The 23,267-nt window shown below is 52.4% G+C and carries 21 protein-coding genes; 2 read left to right on the top strand and 19 right to left on the bottom strand.

The annotated features are described in order from the left end of the window. Positions 1–21: 21 nt before the first annotated feature. The 14 genes from rlmN to AC58P5_RS00255 all read right to left on the bottom strand — a co-directional run bounded on the left by rlmN (position 22) and on the right by AC58P5_RS00255 (position 15,510). Entirely contained in the window at positions 22–1,083 is a 1,062-nt protein-coding gene (gene rlmN / locus AC58P5_RS00320) for a dual-specificity RNA methyltransferase RlmN (protein WP_497383868.1), read from the bottom strand. A gap of 160 nt (positions 1,084–1,243) precedes the next feature. Then, positions 1,244–2,008: an AAA family ATPase gene (locus AC58P5_RS00315; RefSeq protein ID WP_497383867.1), complete on the bottom strand. Its 765-nt coding sequence runs from the start codon at positions 2,006–2,008 to the stop codon at positions 1,244–1,246. Between the two features lie 127 nt (positions 2,009–2,135). Next, on the bottom strand, positions 2,136–2,642 hold the full coding sequence (locus AC58P5_RS00310) for a DinB family protein (protein WP_497383866.1): 507 nt from the start codon (positions 2,640–2,642) through the stop codon (positions 2,136–2,138). A 63-nt stretch (positions 2,643–2,705) separates the two neighbouring features. Then, positions 2,706–3,632 carry a helix-turn-helix transcriptional regulator gene (locus tag AC58P5_RS00305; protein ID WP_497383865.1) on the bottom strand — a complete coding sequence of 309 codons (927 nt, stop codon included), beginning with the start codon at positions 3,630–3,632 and terminating at the stop codon, positions 2,706–2,708. 282 nt (positions 3,633–3,914) lie between these two features. Further along, entirely contained in the window at positions 3,915–4,889 is a 975-nt protein-coding gene (locus AC58P5_RS00300; RefSeq protein ID WP_497383864.1) for a DUF418 domain-containing protein, read from the bottom strand. Positions 4,890–4,915: 26 nt separating this feature from the next. Beyond that, positions 4,916–6,859, bottom strand: a complete 1,944-nt coding sequence (locus tag AC58P5_RS00295) for an FtsX-like permease family protein (protein ID WP_497383863.1) — start codon at positions 6,857–6,859, stop codon at positions 4,916–4,918. Then, positions 6,834–7,604 carry an ABC transporter ATP-binding protein gene (locus AC58P5_RS00290; RefSeq protein ID WP_497383862.1) on the bottom strand — a complete coding sequence of 257 codons (771 nt, stop codon included), beginning with the start codon at positions 7,602–7,604 and terminating at the stop codon, positions 6,834–6,836. Before AC58P5_RS00290 ends, AC58P5_RS00295 begins: the two co-directional genes overlap by 26 nt. Positions 7,605–7,839: 235 nt before the next feature. Beyond that, a complete protein-coding gene (locus tag AC58P5_RS00285; protein WP_497383861.1) occupies positions 7,840–8,832 on the bottom strand; it encodes a sensor histidine kinase in 993 nt (330 codons plus the stop codon). Further along, complete coding sequence (locus AC58P5_RS00280; protein WP_497383860.1) at positions 8,829–9,530, bottom strand: response regulator transcription factor; 702 nt, start codon at positions 9,528–9,530, stop codon at positions 8,829–8,831. Before AC58P5_RS00280 ends, AC58P5_RS00285 begins: the two co-directional genes overlap by 4 nt. A 701-nt stretch (positions 9,531–10,231) precedes the next feature. After that, complete coding sequence (locus AC58P5_RS00275; protein WP_497383859.1) at positions 10,232–11,014, bottom strand: ABC transporter permease; 783 nt, start codon at positions 11,012–11,014, stop codon at positions 10,232–10,234. Positions 11,015–11,032: 18 nt separating this feature from the next. Next, positions 11,033–11,791: an ABC transporter permease gene (locus AC58P5_RS00270; protein ID WP_497385997.1), complete on the bottom strand. Its 759-nt coding sequence runs from the start codon at positions 11,789–11,791 to the stop codon at positions 11,033–11,035. Between the two features lie 29 nt (positions 11,792–11,820). Next, entirely contained in the window at positions 11,821–12,834 is a 1,014-nt protein-coding gene (locus tag AC58P5_RS00265; RefSeq protein ID WP_497383857.1) for an ABC transporter ATP-binding protein, read from the bottom strand. Between the two features lie 345 nt (positions 12,835–13,179). Next, positions 13,180–14,448 carry a chitinase gene (locus AC58P5_RS00260; RefSeq protein WP_497383856.1) on the bottom strand — a complete coding sequence of 423 codons (1,269 nt, stop codon included), beginning with the start codon at positions 14,446–14,448 and terminating at the stop codon, positions 13,180–13,182. A gap of 267 nt (positions 14,449–14,715) precedes the next feature. Then, positions 14,716–15,510, bottom strand: coding sequence for a helix-turn-helix domain-containing protein (locus AC58P5_RS00255; RefSeq protein ID WP_497383855.1), 795 nt, complete (start codon positions 15,508–15,510; stop codon positions 14,716–14,718). 152 nt (positions 15,511–15,662) lie between these two features. Between AC58P5_RS00255 and AC58P5_RS00250 the strand changes: the two genes are divergently transcribed. Continuing rightward, positions 15,663–16,445, top strand: a complete 783-nt coding sequence (locus AC58P5_RS00250) for an ABC transporter ATP-binding protein (RefSeq protein ID WP_497383854.1) — start codon at positions 15,663–15,665, stop codon at positions 16,443–16,445. A 175-nt stretch (positions 16,446–16,620) separates the two neighbouring features. Here the strand turns inward: AC58P5_RS00250 and AC58P5_RS00245 are convergent, their stop codons facing one another. From AC58P5_RS00245 to AC58P5_RS00225, 5 genes are all read right to left on the bottom strand, one after another. After that, on the bottom strand, positions 16,621–17,328 hold the full coding sequence (locus AC58P5_RS00245) for a YqeB family protein (RefSeq protein ID WP_497383853.1): 708 nt from the start codon (positions 17,326–17,328) through the stop codon (positions 16,621–16,623). A 66-nt stretch (positions 17,329–17,394) separates the two neighbouring features. Then, a complete protein-coding gene (locus AC58P5_RS00240) occupies positions 17,395–17,973 on the bottom strand; it encodes a TetR/AcrR family transcriptional regulator (protein WP_497383852.1) in 579 nt (192 codons plus the stop codon). A gap of 174 nt (positions 17,974–18,147) precedes the next feature. Further along, complete coding sequence (locus AC58P5_RS00235) at positions 18,148–19,932, bottom strand: RNA polymerase sigma factor (RefSeq protein ID WP_497383851.1); 1,785 nt, start codon at positions 19,930–19,932, stop codon at positions 18,148–18,150. A 464-nt stretch (positions 19,933–20,396) separates the two neighbouring features. Next, positions 20,397–20,915, bottom strand: a complete 519-nt coding sequence (def, locus tag AC58P5_RS00230; RefSeq protein WP_497383850.1) for a peptide deformylase — start codon at positions 20,913–20,915, stop codon at positions 20,397–20,399. Between the two features lie 30 nt (positions 20,916–20,945). Continuing rightward, positions 20,946–21,185, bottom strand: a complete 240-nt coding sequence (locus AC58P5_RS00225; protein WP_042226250.1) for a helix-turn-helix domain-containing protein — start codon at positions 21,183–21,185, stop codon at positions 20,946–20,948. 248 nt (positions 21,186–21,433) lie between these two features. Between AC58P5_RS00225 and AC58P5_RS00220 the strand changes: the two genes are divergently transcribed. Further along, complete coding sequence (locus tag AC58P5_RS00220; RefSeq protein WP_497383849.1) at positions 21,434–23,254, top strand: ABC transporter substrate-binding protein; 1,821 nt, start codon at positions 21,434–21,436, stop codon at positions 23,252–23,254. The last annotated feature ends 13 nt before the right edge of the window (positions 23,255–23,267 follow it).

Genomic DNA, 23,267 nt, shown 5'->3' with positions numbered 1-23,267 from the left:
ATTCTTCTCTAGCTTCTTTCTTTAACCGGTCGCTTTGATTTGCTTGCTTCTTAACTGACCGCAAGCGGCATCGATATCCGCTCCGTGCTCCAGCCGCACACTGCAGCTTACATTCTGCTTTTTCAGGATATCGTAAAAAGCGCGCACGGATTCCTTCTCGCTCCGCTGATACTGGCTGTGCTCGTCGACCGGGTTGTACGGAATGAGATTGACGTTGACCAGGGAACGGCGGTCTCCGATCAATTCGGCCAGTTCCTCCGCATGCTCCCGGGCATCGTTCACGCCTTTCAGCAGAATGTACTCCAGGGTGAGTCTGCGGTTGGTTTTGCCCAAATAATAATCGATCGCTTCCATCAATTTCTCGATGGGGATCGCTTTGTTGATTTTCATGATCCGCGTGCGCAGCTCGTTGTTCGGCGCATGCAGCGAAACCGCCAGATTCACATGGAGATCCGAATCGGCAAACTCGACGATTTTGTCAGCGAGTCCGCTAGTAGAGACCGTGATATGTCTGGCGCCGATCGCCAGTCCTTTGTGGTCTTTGATGACGCCAATGAAATCGGACAGATTTTCGAAATTGTCAAACGGCTCCCCGATCCCCATCACGACGACATGGCTTACGCGTTCTTCCTTGCCCGCTTTGTCCAGATAAAACTGGACTTTCATGATTTGTTCCACGATTTCGCCGCCGGACAAGTCCCGGCTTTTCTTGAGCAGGCCGCTCGCGCAGAAACTACAGCCGATATTGCAGCCGACCTGGGTCGTGACGCAGACGGATAAGCCGAACTTGTGCCTCATCAGCACCGTTTCGATAAGGTTTCCGTCGGAAAGCCGGAAGAGAAACTTGACGGTCCCGTCGGAAGATTCCTGCTTCACGTGTTCTTCCAGCGTCTGGAGGACAAAGTGCTCTTCCAGCAGCCCCAGGCAATCTTTGTTCACGTCCGTCATATCGGAAAAACTCGCCACGCGCTTCCGGTACAGCCAATCCCAAATCTGGGAGGCCCGGAATTTCTTGTGCCCGTAGGGCTGCAGCCAGGCGGTCAATTGATCAAATGTTAATCCATAGATGGATGGTTTGTTCATTCGTACTCCTCTTTTCAGCAAAACATATCAGCCGGTCTCACCCTCGCCAAAGTGCGGAACACAGCTTTACATTCTATCATTGTGCCAAAATTCCAGACGTAACACAAGAGCTTAGGACCGGCTGCCATTTTATAGCTGTATCCATTCCTCTGCCGGCCGCTTACTCTTCACCGAACAATTCCCGCAGCATATTCTCTTTATTGTTCAGAAACCGCTTCATGATCACATAATGCTCCGTCTCCTCGAGCGTTGTTTCTTCGATCCCCTGCGCAGACAGGTGGTACATAGCAGCGTCGGGATACGCCATCAGGATGGGAGAATGGGTCGAAACGATAAACTGGGAGTTCCGGCCAACCAGTTCGTGCATGCGCGCAAGCATGGCCATCTGTCTCAGCGGCGACAGCGCGGCTTCGGGTTCATCCAGAATGTAAAGTCCTTGGCCGCCGAAGCGGTGAATAAAAGCGGCAAAAAACGATTCTCCGTGCGACTGTTCATGAAGAGAAACGCCCCCGTACGAATCTTTGATGAAAGGCTGGGACAATGAAGAATCCGCATCGAGCTCGTCGATATTCGTAGCCAGGTTATAATAACTCTCCGCCCGGAAAAAGAAGCCGTCGCGCGCTTTCCGTATCCCCCTGGAGAGCCGGATATACTCGTAAAGCTCCGAATGCGTCGGGTTTGTGGCAAAAGAAAAATTCAGCGTCCCGCCTTCCGGATTGAACCCCCATGCCGTAGCTATCGCTTCCATAAGCGTGGACTTCCCTGTTCCGTTCTCGCCGACAATATAAGTTACCTTCGGGTGAAAAACAAGTCTGTCCAGGCTGCGGACGGCATCCAGATCGAAGGGATACCGCTTCCAGGAGGGAACAGCCTCTCTTTTCAATTCGATATGACGGAGATACCGGTCATCGCTTCCGACGTGCATGGGGCATCCTCCTCGCCTGCGGATTCGGCTATTCTGCGGATTTACAGGTTGATTAATCGGAAAATTCGGCAGATTAGCAGCTCTCTTCATTAAAAAAAGGACGCGTCAGACGCATCCTCATTCCGTACTATTCAGTATACCAGTATAACGCATATTCGGTCATAACGGAAGACTGGCCGATTTGGCGCAGCATAGCCGAAAGATTGCCCCGATGGTAAGTTCCGTGATTGGCAACCTGGAAAAGGACTTCGGCATAGCTCGTATCCCGCTTGCGCGTATACGGGTTGTCGAGCATAAACCGCTGATCGAGATCCTGCCCCAGAGCGATCCATTTCCGGTAGCGCCGGGATAATTCCAGGTAAGCGGCCTCCAGCTCTTCCAAACTCATGTTTTCGATTTCTTCCTGCTGTATGCGCGCATCCGCACCGGCCTTCTTCATGTCTTCTCCCTGCAAAATATAAAGCCAGCAGAGATCCACGATATATATATGCGCCATCACCTTGGCAACGGACGGAAAAACGCTCGTCATTTCCTGCCGGTATACCGATTCGGGAAGCTCTTTTAACCGGTTAAAGATCGTTTCGTTGGCCCAACTGTGAAACTTGTACATTTCGACTGCCTGATGTTTGCTCATCTGTAAACACGCTCCTTCTTCTTATTGAACTTAGTATAAAAGAAGAAGACTGACATCTGTGTGTCATACTTTTGTGTAAAGATTCCGCATTTTTTCGATCCGCTGCCGGATGTCTTCGATTAACTCGCCGGGTTCCAGCACTTCCACGCCGTCCCCGAAGCTGAGAATCGATTCCGCAAGCCAGGAAGAAGGAGTGATATCCGCTACGCTGAAGGTGACATACAGGGAGCCGTCATCCGAGTATCGTTTGTCCGCATAGTAATACCGGTCGAGAGCAGCTGCCAGCACTCCCGTTGAAAATCTCAGCCTGACCGTCGTACCGGCTGCGGATTCGCAGTTCCGCTTCATTTCGGCCGTACCGCGCTGCGCGGGAACCTCACGAGGCTCGAAACGTTCCTCCATAAGCTCCAACGAGCTCATCCGCGACAGCCTGAATTCCCTGTAATCCGCCCGGGAAAGACAGTAAGCGTAAAGGTACCAGGCTTCGTGTTTGTACATTAAACGGACAGGCTCGACGGTCCGCAGAGTCCTTTCGCTCTTGAGATTGACGTAGTCAAAGCGGATCGCGTTCCGGCCGGAAGCCGCTTCCCGTATACGCCGGATCGTTTCCAGCATCTCCTTCCGGCTTCCGATGTCCATGGTCAGGGTCTCGGCGAGCGGTTCCGTGCGGATCGTCTGGAGCTTCCGGATCGTCTCCTCCGCCTTCTCGTCCTCTCCGAAGAGGGTGGAAATGCTTTGAAGCACCGTGATCAGGGAATTGACATCGTAGGCGCCGAGCAGGCTCCTGTCCAGCTTGTACCCCTCGATGATTCCGTAACCGCCGTTCACGCCCTGATGCGAAACGACGGGAAATCCCGCCGCGCAAATGACGTCCATATCGCGGTAAATCGTCCGCTGCGAGACGTTGTATTTCTCGGCCAATACCGAAGCGGACACCACTTCATGATTCAGCAGCATATAGATCATGGATACAAGACGTTCAAGCTTCATGAAAATCCTCCGCGCTCTGGAAGTAAATGGTTTTCCTGCGTCTCTTCATTATAGCACAAAGAAAGCGGACCTCCCGGTCCGCTTCCAAGTGCGTAATACCCCCCCTCTTTAAAAAAAAGATTGTCATTATACAACTTTCTATAAAAAGTTTCACAAATCCGCTGAACAAAGAAAAAAAGCCGCCTGGCAGGCGACTTTCATCCCATAGATGAAATGATTTTATTTTTCACGGACAGGTTAAATGGACGGCTGAGAGTTGTTATCCTTTTACCGTCCTCTCGCTCATACCGAGGAATGCCTGACGGACTTTTTCCCGTAGGTTCCCAGCCGCCACACATACTCTGCCGGTCCCATCCGGAAATAGCGCAACCACCATGTGCTCGCGGCCATCTGGATCAGGAGAATACCCGCCGCCGTCCAGGCAAGCTCGCTGGAATGGACTCGGTTCGGCCAACTGAACAGCGCGCTAAGCGAAAGGATGAGGAACGTCTGCATGAGATAGTTGGTCAGCGCCATTCTCCCCAGATACTTCATCGGCGCCAGCAGACGCCGGACTGTTCCGCTCCGCAGCAGCAGCGTAAGAGCCGTCACGTAAAAAACGCTGAACGAAAGACCCCCGGTCGCAAGGGCAACATCGACCATCCCCGTGCGGTCAAAAATGGCTTTCTGAACATAGTAAGACGGAACCAGAAGCAGCAGGGAAACGGCCATTGCAATCCGAAACCCCCGCCGGTAGCGGTCACTCTGCTGAAACAGCCCGATCTGTCCCGCCCACAAACCGAGCAGAAACAGCCCCCAGATCTCCACAAGAAAAACCGTAAAACATCCGGTGATCGTCAAGACAAGGCCGGTCGTAAACACAACCGCCGGTTTTCTCTTAAAGAAAGGCAGCAGCAGAAACCCGAGGATCGAATAGATCAAGAGCGCTTCTCCCGGCTGAAAGAAGTGATGTACGAGTCCGATTGCCAGCAAAAGCAGGAGCCTCCGCGTGAATAAAAGCATGGCGCGGTCTCCCCGTTCTTTCGCCCGGGAAACGAAGAGATAGAAGCCGACTCCGAAAAGGAAAGAGAAAATTACGTAAAACCGGTGGCTGACCGCTATATCCATAAACGTGTTGATCGCTATATCTTCGGCAGTTTGGTCCATTGTTGCGGATACCATCTGCCGGATATTAATGAAAATGATGCCGAGCAGCGCAAACCCTCTTAAATAATCCAGCGTTACAATTCGTTCGTTGTTTTTCATATCGGTTGTCATGTTTGTTTGTTCTCTACTTTCTTGGATTAGATCATCCACTTATTCAAGGTGCGCACATAGCGCGAACGCACAATGAGGAAGTAAACCGCCTGCGCCCCAAGGAAAGCGGACGATACCATCAAAGCGGGGCCAAGCGACTTGGCAAAGCCGAAACGGTTCATTATGGGACCGAGAACGACGATGGTCTGAACGGTCGAAACAACAATCGGAATAAAAAACAGCAGCGCAATCTGAACGGTTGCCGACTTTCTCATTTCGCCGGCGCTTAAGCCGATCTTCGAAAACGCGCGGTACATTTGACTGTCCGCCGCCAGCTCCGTGTGCAGCTTGAAATAGAGAAAGCTTGCGGTCGATATCGAGAAAATAAACGCGATGAATACCCCGATAAACCGGAAAAGCGATGTTCCCTGCTGCATCTGCAAAAAGTTGTGGGCCCGGGTCCACACGAAGCTGTCCGTTTCGCGCTTCTTCTGAAGCTCGTCGTGCCAGGCCAGCAGTTTGTCGCCGGTAACCGATTCAGGGCTGCCTAATGCGGGCAGTTTGCCCGTGTTCCATTCCGGAACAAGATAGACAAAGCTCCGGGAGCGGAACGGGCTATCTTGCTCGGAGGCGCTTTTCAGCCGCTTAAACTCCTGATCCTCCAGCACGAGCACCGTTCCCGAACTGAATATGGCAACCAGCGATTCCGCGTTTCGCGTCTGTTTCACCTGCAAAGTACCGGGCAGGTCTTTCAATACGACGGGTCCTTCCGGTATGTCTGCCGCTCCCGCTTCTTTCGTGTAAACGACAGCGGCTTCCCCTGTATTGACGGCTCCGAGTCCGAGCTGTTCCTTTCCGAGAGCGCCGGTAATCTTATTAAATTCACTCACGGATACCAGATCCACATAGGAGCCCGGCTTTCCTTGCAGCATGGCGTAGAAAGAGTCCGGCTCCAGCAGCTTGTACGCAGCTCCCGCGTCCTTCAGCATGCCGTCGATAACTCTCAATTCTTTATCGGCGTTAACCGGGTCGTAAGATGTATATTGAATGGCCGCAAGGTTGTTTAAATAATACGCCCGGTTCTCCTGCTCTAAAGACAGGACGAAGCCCGCACTCATACAGGATACGGAAGTCACGACCGTCACCAGAAACAGCATTCGGGCGTTATCTTTCAGCTTGTAGCTAAACTCCGACACCCACAGCAGCCTAGTCCCCCGCCACACTCTCTTCCGGCTGCGCTTCACGGCGCGGGTAGCCAGCACGGTCAGCTGCGAATAAAAGAAATACGTCCCCGCAATTCCTGCGGCTGCGGCAATAAATATATTGGCAGGTTCCACTTCCCCGATTCGCAGCGCCAGAAAACCTACGGCGAGCAGAATAAAACCGAGCAGGCATAGCCAGATCGACAGCTTCGGCTCTGTCTTAGGTTTTTTGCTGCCGTTCAGAAGCTCAAGAACGTTATTTTTACGAATAAAAAACAGCGTCAGCACGGAAATAACGAGAAACAAGAGGGCGAAGCACACCGCGGTCAGAAGAATCGCCCGGATCGGCCAGTAAAACGGCAAATCTTCCATTCCCGTCATTTTCATACTGATGAGAAGAAACAGTTTCGACAGGAAAATTCCGCTGAAAATGCCCGTAACGATGGAAGCTCCCCCGACCAGCATATTTTCCAGAAAAATCAGCCGGTTGACCTGACCCGAGTCCGCGCCGAGAATCGTTAAAATACCGAATTCCTTGTTCCTGGATTTAAGAAACATGCTGATGGAATACAGAACGAAGAAAAACGCGAAAATGAACACGACATACGCGGCGGCCTGCATCCCGGCCCGGGTCATCGGTCCCATCAGGGAGCGGTCGAGCTGAGGATGATAAATGAATACGGCATACGTGAAAAAAATCATCACCATAAACGCGCTGCTCAGAAAATAGGCAAAGTAAGCCCGGCCGTTGCGTTTGACGTTGTTAAACGCGAATCGAGGAAAGTTCATTGATATTCCCTCCCCAGAAAGACAGTGTGTCGATGATGTTCTGGAAAAACGTCTGCCTGCTGTCGCCCCGGTGAATTTCGGCGGCCAGTTTTCCGTCTTTGATAAAAACGATGCGCTGGCAGTAGCTCGCCGCGAGCGGATCATGCGTCACGAGCATAAGCGTTGTGCCCTCACGCTCGTTGATTTCCGCAAGAGACTCCATCACGACGCGCGAGGAGTTGGAGTCGAGAGAGCCTGTCGGTTCGTCCGCAAGGAGCAGAACCGGCGAAGTGATGACGGCCCTCGCGATGGCCGTCCGCTGGCGCTGTCCGCCGGATATCTCGTACACGCGTTTGCCGAGAATATCCGTAATGCCCAGGCGCGCGGCAACTTCCTGCAGCTTGCGCTCCATTTCGCCGAGCTTGCGGTTGTCCAGCGTCAGCGGCAGCACGATGTTTTCCGCGACCGTGAGCGTATCCAGCAGGTTGAAATCCTGGAAGACGAAGCCGAGCTGCCTGCGGCGGAACACCGCCAGGTCTTTTTTCTTCATCCGGTACGGATTTTGTCCGTTGATGTTCACTTCTCCCGAGCTCGGCCGGTCAATGGTCGACACCATGTTCAGCAGCGTCGTTTTACCGCTCCCCGAAGGGCCCATAATACCGACGAATTCGCCTTTTCCAATCGTTAAATGAATATCGGTCAGAGCATGGGTCACGACTTTGCCCGGATACGTTTTATGAAGAGCTTTTACTTGCAAAATATCCATAGTTCTCACTCCTGTCCCGGAATTATCCGTCCGGTTGTTGTTCATGAATCAGCCAGCCTACCCCTACTGTACAGAATGCCGGGCTGTCCGGCTATGGATTTACCTTAACTGATCCTTACAATCGCTTTAAGATTATGTTCGCCTTTCTGTTCGGAAGTATTCCGGAGAACGTCCGCACGGGCAAAAAAAAGAGCGCTGCAATATGCAGCGCCTATCTTGGACGGGTTGCCTCCGGTCAGGCCCGGTTTCCCGGCCGGAAAATAATCCGCACGGTCGTACCGGCCCCCGCTTCCGATTGCAGCTCGACGGCATGTCCGAGCTTTCCGGCGATTTCTTTGACCAGGTAGAGGCCCATTCCCGTGGATTCATGGTACTGCCTGCCCCGCTGTCCCGTGTAGTACGGGTTGAACACCCGCTTCAAGTCTTCCGGGGCGATCCCGATCCCCTGATCCGTAATCTCAAGCACGGTGGCGCTGCCCTGCCTGAAAGCGGCAATCGAGACACTTTCCCCTTTTCCGGCGGAATAGTTAACGGCGTTCGTCACAATCTGGCCGAGCATAAACCGCAGCCATTTCCGGTCGGTGTATACTTCCAGATTCTCCTCGATAAGAAGCTTTGCGGCAATCCCCTTGCGGATAAAAAGGCGCCGGTTTTCCGCCACCGATTCACTCACTACCCGCAGGAGGTTTGCCGGCTCCACGCGAAAATCTTCGTTGAACCGGTCAAGCCGCGACGTATAGAGCACCATCTCCAGCCCTTTGCGCATGCGGTCGAGTTCTTCCTGAAGGCTCTGCATATGCTCGTCTTCCAGCTCACGGAGCGTAAGCTGCATGACCGACAGCGGGGTTTTCATCTGGTGGACCCAGCGGTTCATAAACTCGATATGCCTGTCCATCTTGCTCTGATACGCGTGAAGCTGCTTCTCGTAAGTCTGCTCCTTCATGCGGAGCACTTCCCGGAACGCCTCGGCAAGCGGCGAATCTCCCGTTATCTCAAAACTGCCGTCCGCGGCGGACGAAGGGTGGTCCAGGCTCTTGTAAAGCTTGCTCTGCTGCCAATACCGGAATAGGAAGTACAGCAGGAGCACGGCAAAGCTGATCGCCATCCCGTACAGCACGATACCGGGCGGCCGCCCTTCTCCGCTCAGCCAGTAGAGGGCGGGCACCAGCAGCATCTGGGCCAGATAAAAAAGCAGCAGCGGCCTGTGGTCCTTCCAGAATAGGCTCATAGCTGTTCGGGAGGCACTGCGCCGAAGCGGTAACCGGCCCCTCTGACGGTTTCCACGGCCTGCCGGCAGCCCAGCTCCTTGAGCTTTTTGCGGACGCGGGTAATATAAACGTTCAGTGTATTGTCGTCTATAAAGTGCTGATCTTCCCACATCAGATCCAGCAGCCGTTCCCGGCCGACGACACGGCCCCGCTTCTCCATAAGGGCTTCCAGCAGCACGGACTCCTTCTGCGTCAGTTCGGCGGACCGGTCGCCCACGCTGACGACGTACCGCTCCGGATACAGCACGAGCGAACCGCACTCTACGGTTCTCTCTTCCTGCGTCTGAGCATAGGAACCGTAGGCCCTCCGCAGATGACTGCGGATTTTGGCCAGGACGATTTCCATATCATAAGGTTTCGTTATATAATCGTCCGCCCCGTTCTCAAGCGCCATGACCTGATCCATCTGACTGTCCCGGGCCGAAATGAAAAGAATGGGACAAACGGAATGAGCGCGGATCTGGCGGCACCAGTAAAACCCGTCATAGCTCGGCAGATTGACGTCCAATAGGATCAGATGAGCTTTGGACGCCAGAAACGCGTCCAGAACGCGGCCGAAATCTTCGGCTTCTTCTACCTCGAATCCGTATTTGACGAGATACGAGCGCAGAAGGCCGGCTATTTTCGGATCGTCCTCCACGATGAAAATTTTATACATGACAGCCTCACAACCTCTTCAGCAGTTATACATATAGGAACAGATTTACCTTACCATGCCGCTAAAAGAGGTGCAAAGCCCGTGACATCGCATATGGATTATCCATTTACAAATCTTTGCCCAATAGGCCTTTAAATCCTCGGGAAAAAGAGCGATTCGTCGATCCTTGCTGCGGTTCGGGCACAATCCTTTCGGAGCATCTGGGGGACCAAGTGCATAAGGGGCGCCCGTCAGGATTTGCATACGGGCAACTCCCGAGATGTGTACAGCGCCGGGCACAAAGCATGGAGAAAAAGGCGTGTCTTTAGCTGGTTGCTTGCTTCCAAAAAGGGGCCAAATTGACCGATATAACCTCAATGAATTGTTCAAACATCGTTTCCACTGAACGATCTTGAGGGTACTGCCGGAAGCGATGGTCGGCATGCTTACGGGTATCTTTCAGGCAAGTCGACAGGGAGATTTCTCGCAGACCAATCCCGCTTTGGAAAACCTGATTGGCAGATCCCCAGTGAATTTTACGGATTTTTTAAAAGACTCGATTTCTCAATAGCACTTTAACACGGACTGTTTTGGAACTTCGGAAGAAGGGGGTCCACTATGGATGCCCTGATCCGTTCTTGACAAAAGGGGGGTACTGTTTTGATAAAAGTTATGAAAACCTGGCTGCTATAGCAGGAACAATTAACAATAATTCGTATTCATTAACTTCCTGTTCCCTGATAACGGTTCACACCGATAAACCACAATTTAATCCCGACTATGAGAAAGACAGGTCCAAGTAGTGGTGTCAGGTAAACTAGACTTCCCCCCTGCTTCCCGAGTAAAAACAAGGAAGGATAGTAATTTATGAAAGCCAAAGGAATGATCCAGGTCAAACAGATTTGAATAAATGGCGCATAGATGGAGACCGGATAAGAGATAAATTCTTTCATTTTAAAATACAAACTGAACAAATATTGCGATTTCGTGAACAAAAAGCCCCAGCAGCTGACTAATATCAGGGCACCCGCCTGAATCATAGCCCCTCCAATTAGAATAAGGATCAGGTAGACGATTTTTAGAAGCGTCCATTGCATGGGAAGCGCGAATATGGACCACAAGAGAATCGATAAAGAAATCGTAATATGCGCAATGTAACCGAAATTGAACATGCTCGCTATCAAATACATCAAGGTATTCAATGGTTTGGTCAAATATTTATCAAAGTCCCCTGTTCGGATAAGTTCTTCCATATTAGCCGTCGGAGTGTATGTGAACGATGCGCCGATCGCATAGCTCAATATATTGAGGCTGACCAGAAACGCGAGTTCCGGCCAAGTCCATCCGTCTATCGTTGAGAAAGATTGGATTAACAGCCATAAAATCACGTAATCAGCGGCGTAGCCTACTATTTGGCCGAACACGCCGAGAAAGAAATCGGCGCGGTATTCCATGCGGCTTTTGAAAATAATCCGAAGAAAGTGAAAAAATAAACGAATGGTCAATAGATCTCCCTCTCTTCGCTATCCGCCTTGAACCTCAAGTCGATGTACGGCTTTCTTCCACAAGAGTCCCACTGCCAATAACAGTAGAAGCACCCACAACACACCTTTGCCAAGCGCCAAGTATGGGTCCGCTATTTTTCCCATATAGATGGCACTCGGAATAAAACCTAAGTATTGAAACGGGAGTGCTTCCGCTATTTTGGCCCAGGCCGGCGTAAAAAACCATATCGGTAAAAATGAGCCGGAGAATATGAGCATGAATGCACCAAACGTCCATTCCAGAGCAAATGTCGTTAGGAACCAAAAGGAAATCAATGCAATCAAATATCCAAAGAGGAAAGAAATCAAAAGTGCAAGGAGCACACTAAAAAAGAAAGGAATAAGCTTGTCTGCTCCTGGAGGGTGAAAACCAAAAAATAAAAAGGCTAAAGCGACAGAAGGAATGGTCGTAAATAGCGTTTGAAATATCGTGATGCCCAGCTGATAAAAAAATAAATAGAAAGGAAAGACGACTGGCTTCTGCAAGTCCATACAGATATCGCCTGATTTCAGCTTACTGTCGACAGACCGGAATACATGGGTCATAAGCAAGTTAGATACGGCCGTTGTGACGATCGAATAGGCGATCATATCCTCCAACGTGTATCCGTGGTGTGCGGCATGGCGAATAAGCGAAGACCATATGGATACCTGTATGTAAACGATTACAACATTGCCTAAGATCCGCAGCCAAACCTCTGAGCGGTAGCTTAAGCAGAGAAAAAAAGATTTCTGCATGCACGAAAAATATTTTTTCATTGGCCATCTCACTTTTGATCTTTTTGACTGTAGTTTACAAAAGCGGCGCGCATTACTTCATCAATGCCGACATCCTCGATAGAAATATCCTTTATGTCGTTCACACAGGAAAGATTGTTGAGCACGGTCGAGATAGAAACGGGTTCACCTGTATCGGAGGGAGTAAGCTCGAAATGCTTGCGGATACCCTCATCCTTAAGTAAGGTTGCATGCGGCAGTGTAACGGTGCCAGGGTCGGCGTTGAATTCGAGAATGATTTTTTTGCTGTATTGTCCGAGGTGAAGCTTCTTGAGCTGTACGGCTGTGCCGTCAAAAACACAGCTTCCCTGATTGACGATCAGAATACGGTTGCAAATCTCCTCAATGTCTTTCAAGTCGTGCGTCGTTAAAAGAATAGTCACGTTCATTTCCGAGTTGATTGTGCGAAGAAACTGTCTGATGTTGTGCTTGGTCATCACATCCAGGCCGATCGTCGGCTCGTCCAGAAACAGAATTTCAGGGGAGTGCAGCAGCGCCAGGGCGATCTCCGCTTTCATACGTTGTCCGAGACTGAGCTGCCTGACAGGTTTATGGAGAAATTCGGCCATATCAAACATGGACGTGAATTGTTCGAGCCTAGTTAAATAGTCATGTTCTGAAATGCCGTAAATATGTTTGTGCAGCTCAAAGGAATCTACAACCGGCAGATCCCACCACAATTGACTCCTTTGCCCAAATACAATACCGATCTTTTTCGAAATCTCCCTGCGGTGCTTATGCGGATTAAGTCCGAAGACAAGCAGGTTTCCCTCAGAAGGGACGAGAATACCGGTCATCATTTTGATCATCGTTGATTTACCGGCGCCGTTAGGTCCCAGATAACCGATCGACTCGCCTTTGGTAACAGTAAAGCTAATGTCGTTGACAGCTTTTGTGCGTATGTATTCTCTGGAGAACAGTGTCTTTATAGCCCCGAAACGGCCGTGATACCGCTTGTTCGTTTTATATTCTTTTACAATGTGTTCAACCTGAATGATGTTCATAGTCATCTCCGTTTGTAAAATCTATGAATAATGCATTCATTTTTCACTAATATTCATATAGTACATCGTTTTCACCTAGATTTATATAGATTATAGTTTGTTAGTTAATTTTGTTATACATGAACAAACAACTATTTCCTGCACAATTCAATGTTAATGGACACTTTCCTGAACAGAGAAAACGATCGAAGAACAATGGTATTCTTTTCATTTTCATGTGCTGGATACAAAAAATCACATGTTAAAACCACCTGCTTGCCCTAGTGCATGTCTACACCGCCGCCGTATATAAAAAAAGCCGCCGGTATCCCGGCAGCTTTCGCATTTACACAGCCTATCGCTTCGTCAGAACGGCTTCATTCCCAGTGTATCCAGCTTCTCACCGGATATATCGACCCCCATCCGGCTCGTAATATCCCGGTAATGGGCTGCCCGGCGGGTTTCAGGCTGATTTTCTTCCAGCCCATTGAGCACCATCGTCGTAATGCCGAAACCTGCGGGCTTCAGCCCTTTCTCGGCCAGTTCTTTAGACGGTTTCCACTTGCCGATCATCACATCGTGTGCGGAAGGCTTCGGTGCCTGAGGCGTCATCCAGAACAGAATCGCCGTCATGAAACCGATTTTTCCTTCGGCCGCCACGATTTCGGGATTTTTAAGCAAAATGTTCTTGTCGCCGTAAATGATCGAGCTGAACAAGCCGTAGTTGAAATTCCAGCTGAGCATGATCGGCCCGCGGCCGTAATACCTTTTATCCCCGAAGCCCGGGTACAGCTTGGAACTGTCGGGATCGACGAAGTTGGACATATTCTGCCCCGTCCGTCCGGCGATGTTTTCATTCCAGAAGAGCCCCCAGCGCAGCGGTCCGCCCGGAGCGGCATCCCATCCGCCGCCCGTTTCGTGAGACAGATGGGCCAACAGAGCGGCAAGCTCCCGCTTGCGGTTTTTCTTCGTGCCTTCTTTCAGGAAGGTGCCGTAATCCACGATTTCGGTTTCGATGATTTTGCTCCGGTTGGATTCCGAATTGAAATCCGCAGAACGGGAGACTAGCGTTTCCGTCTTTCCTTCTTTATCCAGCCGGAAAACCTCCTGCGAATTTTTGGAGCCTTTCCGCGTGCTGACCTTGTATTTGATGTTCGCCGCCTCGGTTACGGCCTGGATGAGGTTGTCGTAAGAGAAATAATCGGTCTGATTTTCCTTGAAGTACTCCTTCCCTTTGGCGGCTTCATGCCACTGGGCCGAACCGAGCCGATACGGGAACAGTTCCTCGTAATCCTTCTGCGGCAGTGCCGCTTTGACGGCCTCTACGGCTTTATCCGGGCTGTATTCCGGCTCAATGCCATCCCATTCCTTGCGGATTTCCTTGGAGCTGAGCACACGGCTTTCACCGACCTCCAGTTGGCTTCCCTGAGTTAACCGCTTATGCTTACCGCCTTTTCTGTAAGCGTTATCATTTTCTTTTTTATGAGAGGACAGAGTATTACCCGTCTCAACGGCATGCGACGTTTCAGATACTGCAAGCGCTTGCACAGGAGACAAGAGAATGGCGCTTCCCAGAGCAAGGCAGAGGGCACGATACATAAACCGGGTAGAGAGCGGATATTTCCAATGAGACATAATCATTCTCCTTTAACTATAAATATTTGTTCGTATTACTAATCTATAGGAAAATGGATATTTATGTATATAGTCTTCTAATCCTATAGATAGCAGGTCCTTTTAACTAAGTAACGCGTTACACAAGCAGTGGACGTTTATAAATCCGATTAAAAAGGGAAAAAAATCGGTCGGAAAAGAGCTTCATTCTTACAAAAGCAGTCAGCAGCCGGCGCCGAACGCAATATAACGGCAGCGGTTGCTGCCGTTTTTCGTGTCGGTTTGCATTTAGACGCGGCTGTCGCGGCGGTACTGTTCGGGCGTTTTGCCCGCGTCTTTCAGAAATGTCCTGTAAAACTGGCTTGCGCTTGAGAAGCCGAGTCCCGCACTGATTGCCGTGACAGTTTCGGAGGTGCGGATCAACAGCCGCCGGGCCTCCTCCATTCTCAGCTTCAGAACGGTTTGATGGGGAGTCAGCCCCGTCGCCGCTTTAAAGGACCGGATAAAATGATACCGGCTTTGAAGGGCAATGGCCGACAGAGTCTCCACAGGAATCGCGGATTTGTAATGCGCCCTCATATAATCCCAGGCGTCCCGCAAATGCGGATCGGCGATGGGGCGGATCAGCTCCGTGTCCGTATAATGGCCGTCCGCCGGAGGCATTCCCGCTTCCAGCATCCGCCTCACATCGTGCACAACACGGCTTTCGGCGTCCCGGAGGCTTTCGGTGTTCCGGGAATTGATCAAGCCGGACGTCCAGACTCCGAACGTTTCCGCCGCTTCCGCAGGATTTACGTCGAACCGGTTTCCGCGATCTTCCTCTACCGGGAAGAGACTTCCGTGCAGCTTCACAATCAGCACGCTCTCCCCCGGACCCGTCTTGAAATGATGCTCCTCCGCGGGACGCTGGAGCAGCACTTCCCCTGCCGCCAGGAGGTACGTTTTACCGGATTGCGTAAACTCGCAGGCTCCGCGGACGGGGATCGTCATCTGGAACCAGTCGGGATGGCGATGCGGTTCGTTCACGTACGCTTCCTCATATTTGTACAATTCGAGACGACCGGTGGTCATTTCCAGCTTCATGGGCCTGCACCTCCTCCGCAATAGCGAAAATTGCTTTTTTATGACAAGGATCCAGCACGATTGGTATCGACATCGCCCGCCTCACTCTTTATGATGAATAAAAAGCTAACGGGAGCATTCCCGCAATTTCACGAAAATGGAGACGGATAGCCATGAATACTGCGATCATCGAGCTTAAAGATGTTACCTGGAAAACAGGCAGCAAAGAACTGTTGAAGGGGGTCAACTGGACAGTGCGTCCTCAAGAGCACTGGGCGCTTCTCGGGCTGAACGGGTCCGGCAAAACGACGCTGCTCAATCTCATTAACGGCTATATCTGGCCGACCCGCGGCGTCGTTACCGTGCTCGGGCACCGGTTCGGCGAAATCGATCTGCGGGAGCTGCGGCAGTCGATCGGCTGGGTAAGCTCCTCCCTGCAGGACAAGCTGTACGGGGCGGACAAAGCCCAAAGCGTCGTCATCAGCGGCAAGTACGCCACAATCGGCTTGTACGAACGTCTTACGGACAAAGATTTAAACAGAGCCGAAGACCTTATGCGCACGATGGGCTGCCTGCATCTGTGGGACCGCGAGTTCCGCACCTGCTCCCAGGGCGAGAAGCAGAAGGTTCTCATCGCCAGGGCGCTGATGGCCGATCCGAAGCTGCTGATTCTGGATGAGCCGTGCAACGGGCTCGATTTATTTTCCCGCGAAAAGCTGCTGGAGAGTATCCGCGGGCTGACGCGGCAAGAGCAGACGCCGACCTTGATCTATGTAACCCACCACACCGAAGAAATTCTTCCGGTGTTCGGGCACACGCTGCTGCTCCGGCAAGGAGAAGTCGTGCGTCAGGGCGCGACCGGCGAGCTGATGAACACGGCGACGCTGAGCGATTTTTTCGAAGCGCCGGTTCAGGTGGACAATCACGACGAGCGCTTTTACGTACGCGTGCCTTGACCGGGTTCGCCTGACCTGTAAAAGCAACCGGGCGCCGCTAGAGGCTTCTCTCTGGTTGAACACCGTCATGCGGCGCCTCAATTCGCGGTCCGAAAGAGCAGGCAACCCGCACGCATGCGGGTGAACAGAGCCGGATGCCGGAGAGCATCCGCCACAGTGCCCTAGAGGCCGCGGGTTAACCGCGGCCTTCATCCGTTCCGCGCCAGTACTGGCGTGTTTCCTCGTCCCGGACAACGACGCCGAGCTTGGCGATTTCGCGCCGCAGATCCGCCGCTTCTTCTTTCTCCTTCTTTTGCAGCGCCCGTTCGCGCGCTTTCAGGAGCGCATTGACGGGCGGGCTGACGCCGGGCATATCGGGCACCCATCTCGCGTACCGGTCTCTGTACGGATCCCCTTCTCCCGACCAGTTGTAGCCGAACGTCTTAAGAGCGGCGGGCAGGCTCTCCGCAGGAGCTTCGTAAGTTTCCCGGGCCAGTTCCCGGCCGTCCGCACCCAGAATAATCATTTGCTTGCCGTCCATATATACGGTCCCGACCGCTTCTTTCGGTATCGTCTGCACCTGGCCGTCCTTCTTAAGCTGAATTTCCTGCTCAGAGAGGGTAACGAACACGATTTCCTTAAACGCCTGCCCCGTAAACCATAGACCCGCCGACGCACCAAGCAGAGCCGCAACAAGACTGACCCATGGTCCGTGAAAAGAAGTAAGAGCTTCAATGGGACCCTGATACGGGATCCAGGGAAGTTTAAGGGCCAGTCTGGCGAGGCCGGGAATGAAATAGCCCAGAACACCTCCCAGAAGGGCCGGACCGGCAAGCAAAATGATCCGCGACGCATGGTCGAGCCCGAGCGTTACCTGCTGCGGTTGTGTATGGAAGCTTGTCAAGAACCATCACCTGCTTTGCTTAAAATAAACACGGGCATAACAACTTTTTCTAGCATCCGCAAGTTTTCAGTCGCGAATCAATACGCCGTTGACAGCTTCGCTCCAGATTTCTCTCACATCCGGCTTAAAGCCCATAAGCATGAAGTTGCTTAAATTGTCGATGACGAGCGCCAGCACGTATGCCTTCGCCGAAATTTTGTCCGGAGCGACGACGCCGAGTTCGACACCTTTTTCCATTAAGGCCGTGAAGCCCAGAAGAAAGTCTTCTTCAATCTCATACAGCCGCTGCTTGTAAACGTCCTGGCGGCTTACGGCCAGCAGGAATTCGTTCAAAACGCGCAGGATGCTGTATTCTTCTTCTTCCTGCGGAAGCATTTTCAATCCGTTCTCGACAAGCAGCGTTTGAAAGTTTTCCTTTGTAAATTCGTCCGGCTTGAAATAATGGGAAAACGTATAGTCCCGGAACGTTTCCTCGAAAATAAACTGAATCAGCGCTTCTTTCGAAGAAAAATGATAATAGATGGCGGGCTTGGTGATCCCGACTTCGGCCGCAATCATGGCGAGACTTGTTTTATCTATACCGTGCTCCGCAAACAGTTTGAAGGCGGCTTCGAGAATCTGCTGATGGGTCTGATTGTTGGACATTTGTTTTTCTCCCTCATAGCTAGCCTATTTATTCATTTTTACTTACCGATAGGTAAAATTATAGCACAAAGTTTTCGTCACTTAAACCCTCTTTTATCTCTTTCGGGCATAAAAAAGTAAAAAGCCGCCGGATAGCCGGCAGCCCTTCCTGAACCTAATTAAGAAAACTTCTCTTTAACGAAGCAGATTCGACAGCTCTCGGAGATAGCCGGCGGCTGTTTGTTCGCGCTCTTTAATGAGTTCCAACAGTGAGATCGCCTTCGCGGAAGCATCGGGATCGTTAGGATCGCCGCCTTGCGGAAACGGGAACAGATCTTTGAGAATGGAGAAATGCCCCACTGCTTCCTTGTATTCGAGAGCCGCTTTTCGGGCAAGGACAGGAACATCCGCAAAACCCGCCGCAGATTCTCCGGTTTGAGCCCAGTACTCCGCCGCTTCGTTCAGAAACCGGACGGCATGAGTCCGCGCGTCTCTTACAACCGCGATATTATAGGCATTTCCATTGGGTTCGATTTCTTCCCCCCGGAAAGCCTCGATCCAGGCATCGTATGCCGCCAGCCCTTTAACCGAGCCGGTGGAGTCGTCCCGTTCTTTTCCTTCGTAATGGTCCAAGACCATGGCAAGCGCTCGGCTGAGCCGCTGCTTGAAGGTCGCCCCGGCCGACCCGCCGAGTGCCAGCACGAAAATCTCCTCCTGCACGCTGCGGCCCAGGTTTTCGTATGCCAGTGTATCTTTCTTTCCGCATTCATAGGCATGAAGCAGACGCCGATCATCGTCGTATCCGTAGATGAGCCCGAATTCAGGGAGGAACAAGTCCCAGGCGAGCACGGGAATGCCCTTGTCGATGGACCGGTGGATCAAGTCGAGAGCTTCGGGCAGCGACTGGTTGATGCCGCGTTTGCCCATCGCTTCTTTGCTCAGCAATGCCGGTTCAAGAAAATTCGCATTCGTGCCGAGCGCCCCGCTCATCCCGTCCACATAAGCCGACTGATAGCCGATGTTCTCCAGTCCCCCGGATAGGATATCCGCAAAGCTGTATGCCGTCGGGCCCGCAATATGGACGCCGGACGGCACGATGTTGATCCGGAACGCATGGCCGGTCAGCCCCATAACCATCGGATGGGACAACGTCTCGCCCGCAGCTTTCAGCATCGCATATAAGGCATCCGCCGCCGTGGTCCAGCTCTGAGCCTCCGTGAAACTTTCATGATCCGGTACAAAAACAGTTTTCATATCTCCCATATCCTTTCTCGTTCTCATATAGGAGCCAACCGTTATGCGGATTCTTTCCTGCATCACTTTTTTCCGGGAACGGCTGATAATCTGGTACACATTCGCGGAGGAAAGCTCGAACAGCCCGGCGATTTCCTGCGGAGAGAGCTGATCAAAGAAATACGACTCGAAAATACGCCTTTCACGCGGCTTTAAGCAGCCGATGATCCCGGTCAGTATCTCCAGCGTTTCCTTCTGCATGTACGTTTCTTCCGGGGTGAGCGACGCTTCCGCTTTGTCGGCGGCCGTACGGCCGAGCCGGTCCAGAATGAGGTCCAGATCGTCCCATTCCCGCGATTCTTCGCCCGTACCCTTCAACAACGGGGGAAGCTGCGAGAAAGCGCGTTCCCTGGCGGATGTTTTTTTCAGGCGGGTGAAGGCCTGATTGCGCACAATCCGGTGTACCCAGGGCAAGAACTTGTCGGCCTCGACCAGTTTGCCCAGATGCAGAAAAGCTTTCACCAGCGCATCCTGGACAATGTCCTCCGCAAAAAATGATTCCCGGGTAATCGCCCGCGCATACCCGTACATGCGGGACCGGTGCCTCCGGACCAGTTCCCCGAATGCCTCTCGCTCTCCGTCCTGTGCCCGCTGCACCAGATTGTTGTCATCCATCTGTTCCCAGTTTTTCAAATCGGTTGTGTAGTGATTCAAGATGAGCACCTCGCAAAAAAGTTGACCTGTCATACAGACTAGGGAACGGGGCTTTTTCTGACAAAAATGACGGAATACCCGATTTTTTATTCGGCTTGAATCTCATAAAGAATGGACATGGCCGATCCGGCTTCCGCTCTATTTGATTATCGGCGGTTTAGGTATGTGGTTCATCCCTTATTCCGACCGGTATAATATTCTTTTTGTCGCGGCCGGTTTCCTGTATGCCGTTCTCGATGCCGCCTTTATCTTCCTTCAAAAAAAGCAGCCCGGGACCTGATTTCCCGGCTGCTTTAGACAGATAAGCGGACGCCGCAGGCGGCAGCGTTTCACACCGCGTACAGCTCTCAGCGCACGTTGTGGCGTAGCAAGGCGATAGCAACCACGGCGGCAATCGTGAAGGCCGGGAGCGGCTTTTGAACGCGTGCCGGATCGCTTGTGGCGTCGAAATATTCAGCCGGTCGGGGTCAGCCTTCAATCGACCAACAAAGCACCGCTTAAAATTTCCGGTTCGTCAGACGGAGAACCTCGGCAAGATCCGCCGGCTGCCCCGTCTGTTCCTGATAAAAATCGTTCCGGACAATACGGTCCACGAAAAGAATGCCGTTCAAGTGGTCCATCTCGTGCTGAATGCAGCGTGCCAGGTAACCTTCCCCTTCCAGTTCCCGCATATTCCCGCTCCGGTCTAATGTCGTAATCTTCACATAGTCCGCTCTTTTCACCATTCCCGCGTAGCCCGGATAAGACAAACACGCCTCGGGACCGGTCTGTTCTCCGCGCATGTCTATGATCTCGGGGTTAATCAGCTCAATCAGCCCCTCCCCGCAGTCCATGACAATGACACGGCGCAGAATGCCCACCTGAGGAGCGGCCAATCCGGCTCTTCCTTCCTCGGCATACAGCGTATCGGTCATATCATCCAGTAATTTGATCACTCTCGCGTTAATTTCCGTAACGAGCTTCGCTTCTTTCCTTAAAATGGGCTCTCCGAAAGGAAGGATCGTTTTCACGGCCACGGGCTTCATCTCCTTCTGAATATTGCTTGCTTATGCGCCTTTTCTGCCGGACGGCTTGTGGACCCACAAATCTCCCGGCGTACAATCGAGCGCGGTACACAAGGCGTCAAGCGTGTCCGCTTTCATCTGCTTGGGCGATTCATTCAGAAGGGCGGAGATCGAAGGAGCCGACAAGTCGTAACCGGCCTTTTCTTTCAGCAGGCGCGCAAGCGCGGCACCGGTCCACAGCCCTCTTTCCGCCATGATTTTCCGTAACATCCAGATCAGCAGAACACTCACCCCCCAGTATATTAGGCATAACCTTAATTATTTAGGTATTACCTAATATAGCATATGCAAGTTCTCCTGAGAAAACAACGACTTTCGTATTCCGGCTTTTAAGAGTTGCCGGTCCTAACGGGTTGCGTAATCCTCATCGCTTTCTCCTCCTTCGTTTGTGTATAATTGTAAAGTGTAAAAGGAGAAGAAAAAAACAGGGTACGAAGATGTTTTTCACCTTTATATAGAAGGAGTCTGCCATGAACATAACCGAGCATTTTCTGCGCTTCTATCCTCTGCTGACCGAAGCGGAGATGTCCGAAGACGGATCGTTTACCGTTACCATCGAGCGGCTGGCGGACCTGCTGTGCTGTTCTTCACGCAATGTGAAATTCGTCCTGAGAAAGCTGGAGGACGAGCAGTACATACGCTGGCAGCCCGGGCGAGGACGCGGGAACTCTTCCCGCCTGACGCTGCTGAAAGAGCCGGGGGACGTGGTCTCTCCCCTGTTCCGGGAGCTGATGCACAAAGGCAAGCTGAAAGAAGCGATCGACCTTCTGTCGATGGAAGCGCTGCCTGTTTCTCTGAAACACCGGCTGAGAACGATGCTGGATTCGCACCTCGGCTTTCAGGTCGAGGAAAGCGGCGGGGTCCTTCTCGATGTGCTCAGGGTTACGCATAACAAGCGGTTGGAGACCCACGATCCCGCTTATATTTTCACCACGTTCGAGTCCTATCTGATCAGTCAGGTATGCAGCCGACTGATTTCGTACGACCCCGCCGAAGGCCGGTTCGTTCCCGGCCTGGCCCATGCTTGGCAGAGCAGCGACGACAGCACGCGCTGGACCTTTTTCCTGCGCAAGGGAGTCCGCTTTCATCACGGCCGCAGCCTGACGGTTCAGGACGTGCTGTTCACCGTGCGGAGGCTGAAGCGGCTGCCCCATTCGGCGTGGCTGTGCGAAGATATCGGCGAAATCGAGACGGACGGCGAGTATACGCTGACCTTTAAGCTGAGCCGCAGCAGCCTTTTCTTCCCCCATATCCTGAGCTCTATTCAGTTTTCGATTCTACCCGGCGATCTCGATCCCGCTTCTCATATACTGACGGGGACGGGACCGTTCCGGATTGCCGAACAAAGCGAACGGCTGCTTGTGCTGAGTGCGTTCGACGCTTACTACGGGCACCGTCCTCTTCTGGACCGTGTGGAGCTGCTGCTGATGCCGGAAGATACGTCCAACGAGCGGCGCTATCAGATCAGCGGGAACGGGAACGAGAACGACACCGTGACCGCCGCCGGCACGGAATCCGGGCAGCCCGAGCGCACAGTCAATTTAATCAATCCCGTAGCCGGTTCCCGCTACCTGCTGTTCAATTTCCGCAAGCCCGGTATCCATCATAACCCCGATTTCCGCAAAGCGATGAGGATGATTCACGACCGGGCCGCGATGGTAGCGGAGCTGAAGGGCAACCGGATCGCTCCGGCTGACAGTTTCCTCCAAAGCGAGAGCGAGGGAACCTCCTTCGAGGCTGCGCCTCTCCAAGAAGCCGTGCGGTTGCTTCGGAAGTCCGGCTACCGGGGCGAGCCGCTCCAGCTCTTTTTTATGAACAAAAAAGAGGAAGAGAAAGAAGCACGCTGGCTCCGGGACCGCTGCGCACAGGCCGGGCTCCCGCTCATCCTGCAGCCGATGAAAAGCTTCGAGCGCAGCCGGGTAGCCGCCGAAGCGGACCTGCTTGCGGCGGAAGAAGTGCTGGAGGACGACCTGGAATGGGGCTTGATCAGCTACTATAAGAACCGCTCCAACTTCCTCCATCACTTGCTCACCGAGGAGCAGCTCGGCCTGCTGGACCGCATTCTGGACGGTTTCGCCGGACTTCCCGAACCTTCCAGGGAGAAGCTGCTCCGGGAAGCCGAGCGGACCTTGAAAGACAACAACTGGCTGCTCTTCGGCTGCCATGTGATCAAAAAAATCCACCTGCACGACTCTTTACAGGGAAGGCAGATGGATTCGTTCGGGCTTATCGATATCTCGAAAGTGTGGATTCAATCTCCTTCTGCCCAGAAAGCTGTCTGGCCTTTTTGAGGGCCAGCATAGG

The organism is Paenibacillus sp. JT31N7 (assembly GCF_059692095.1).
This window is presented reverse-complemented; position numbering and strand designations above follow the sequence as displayed.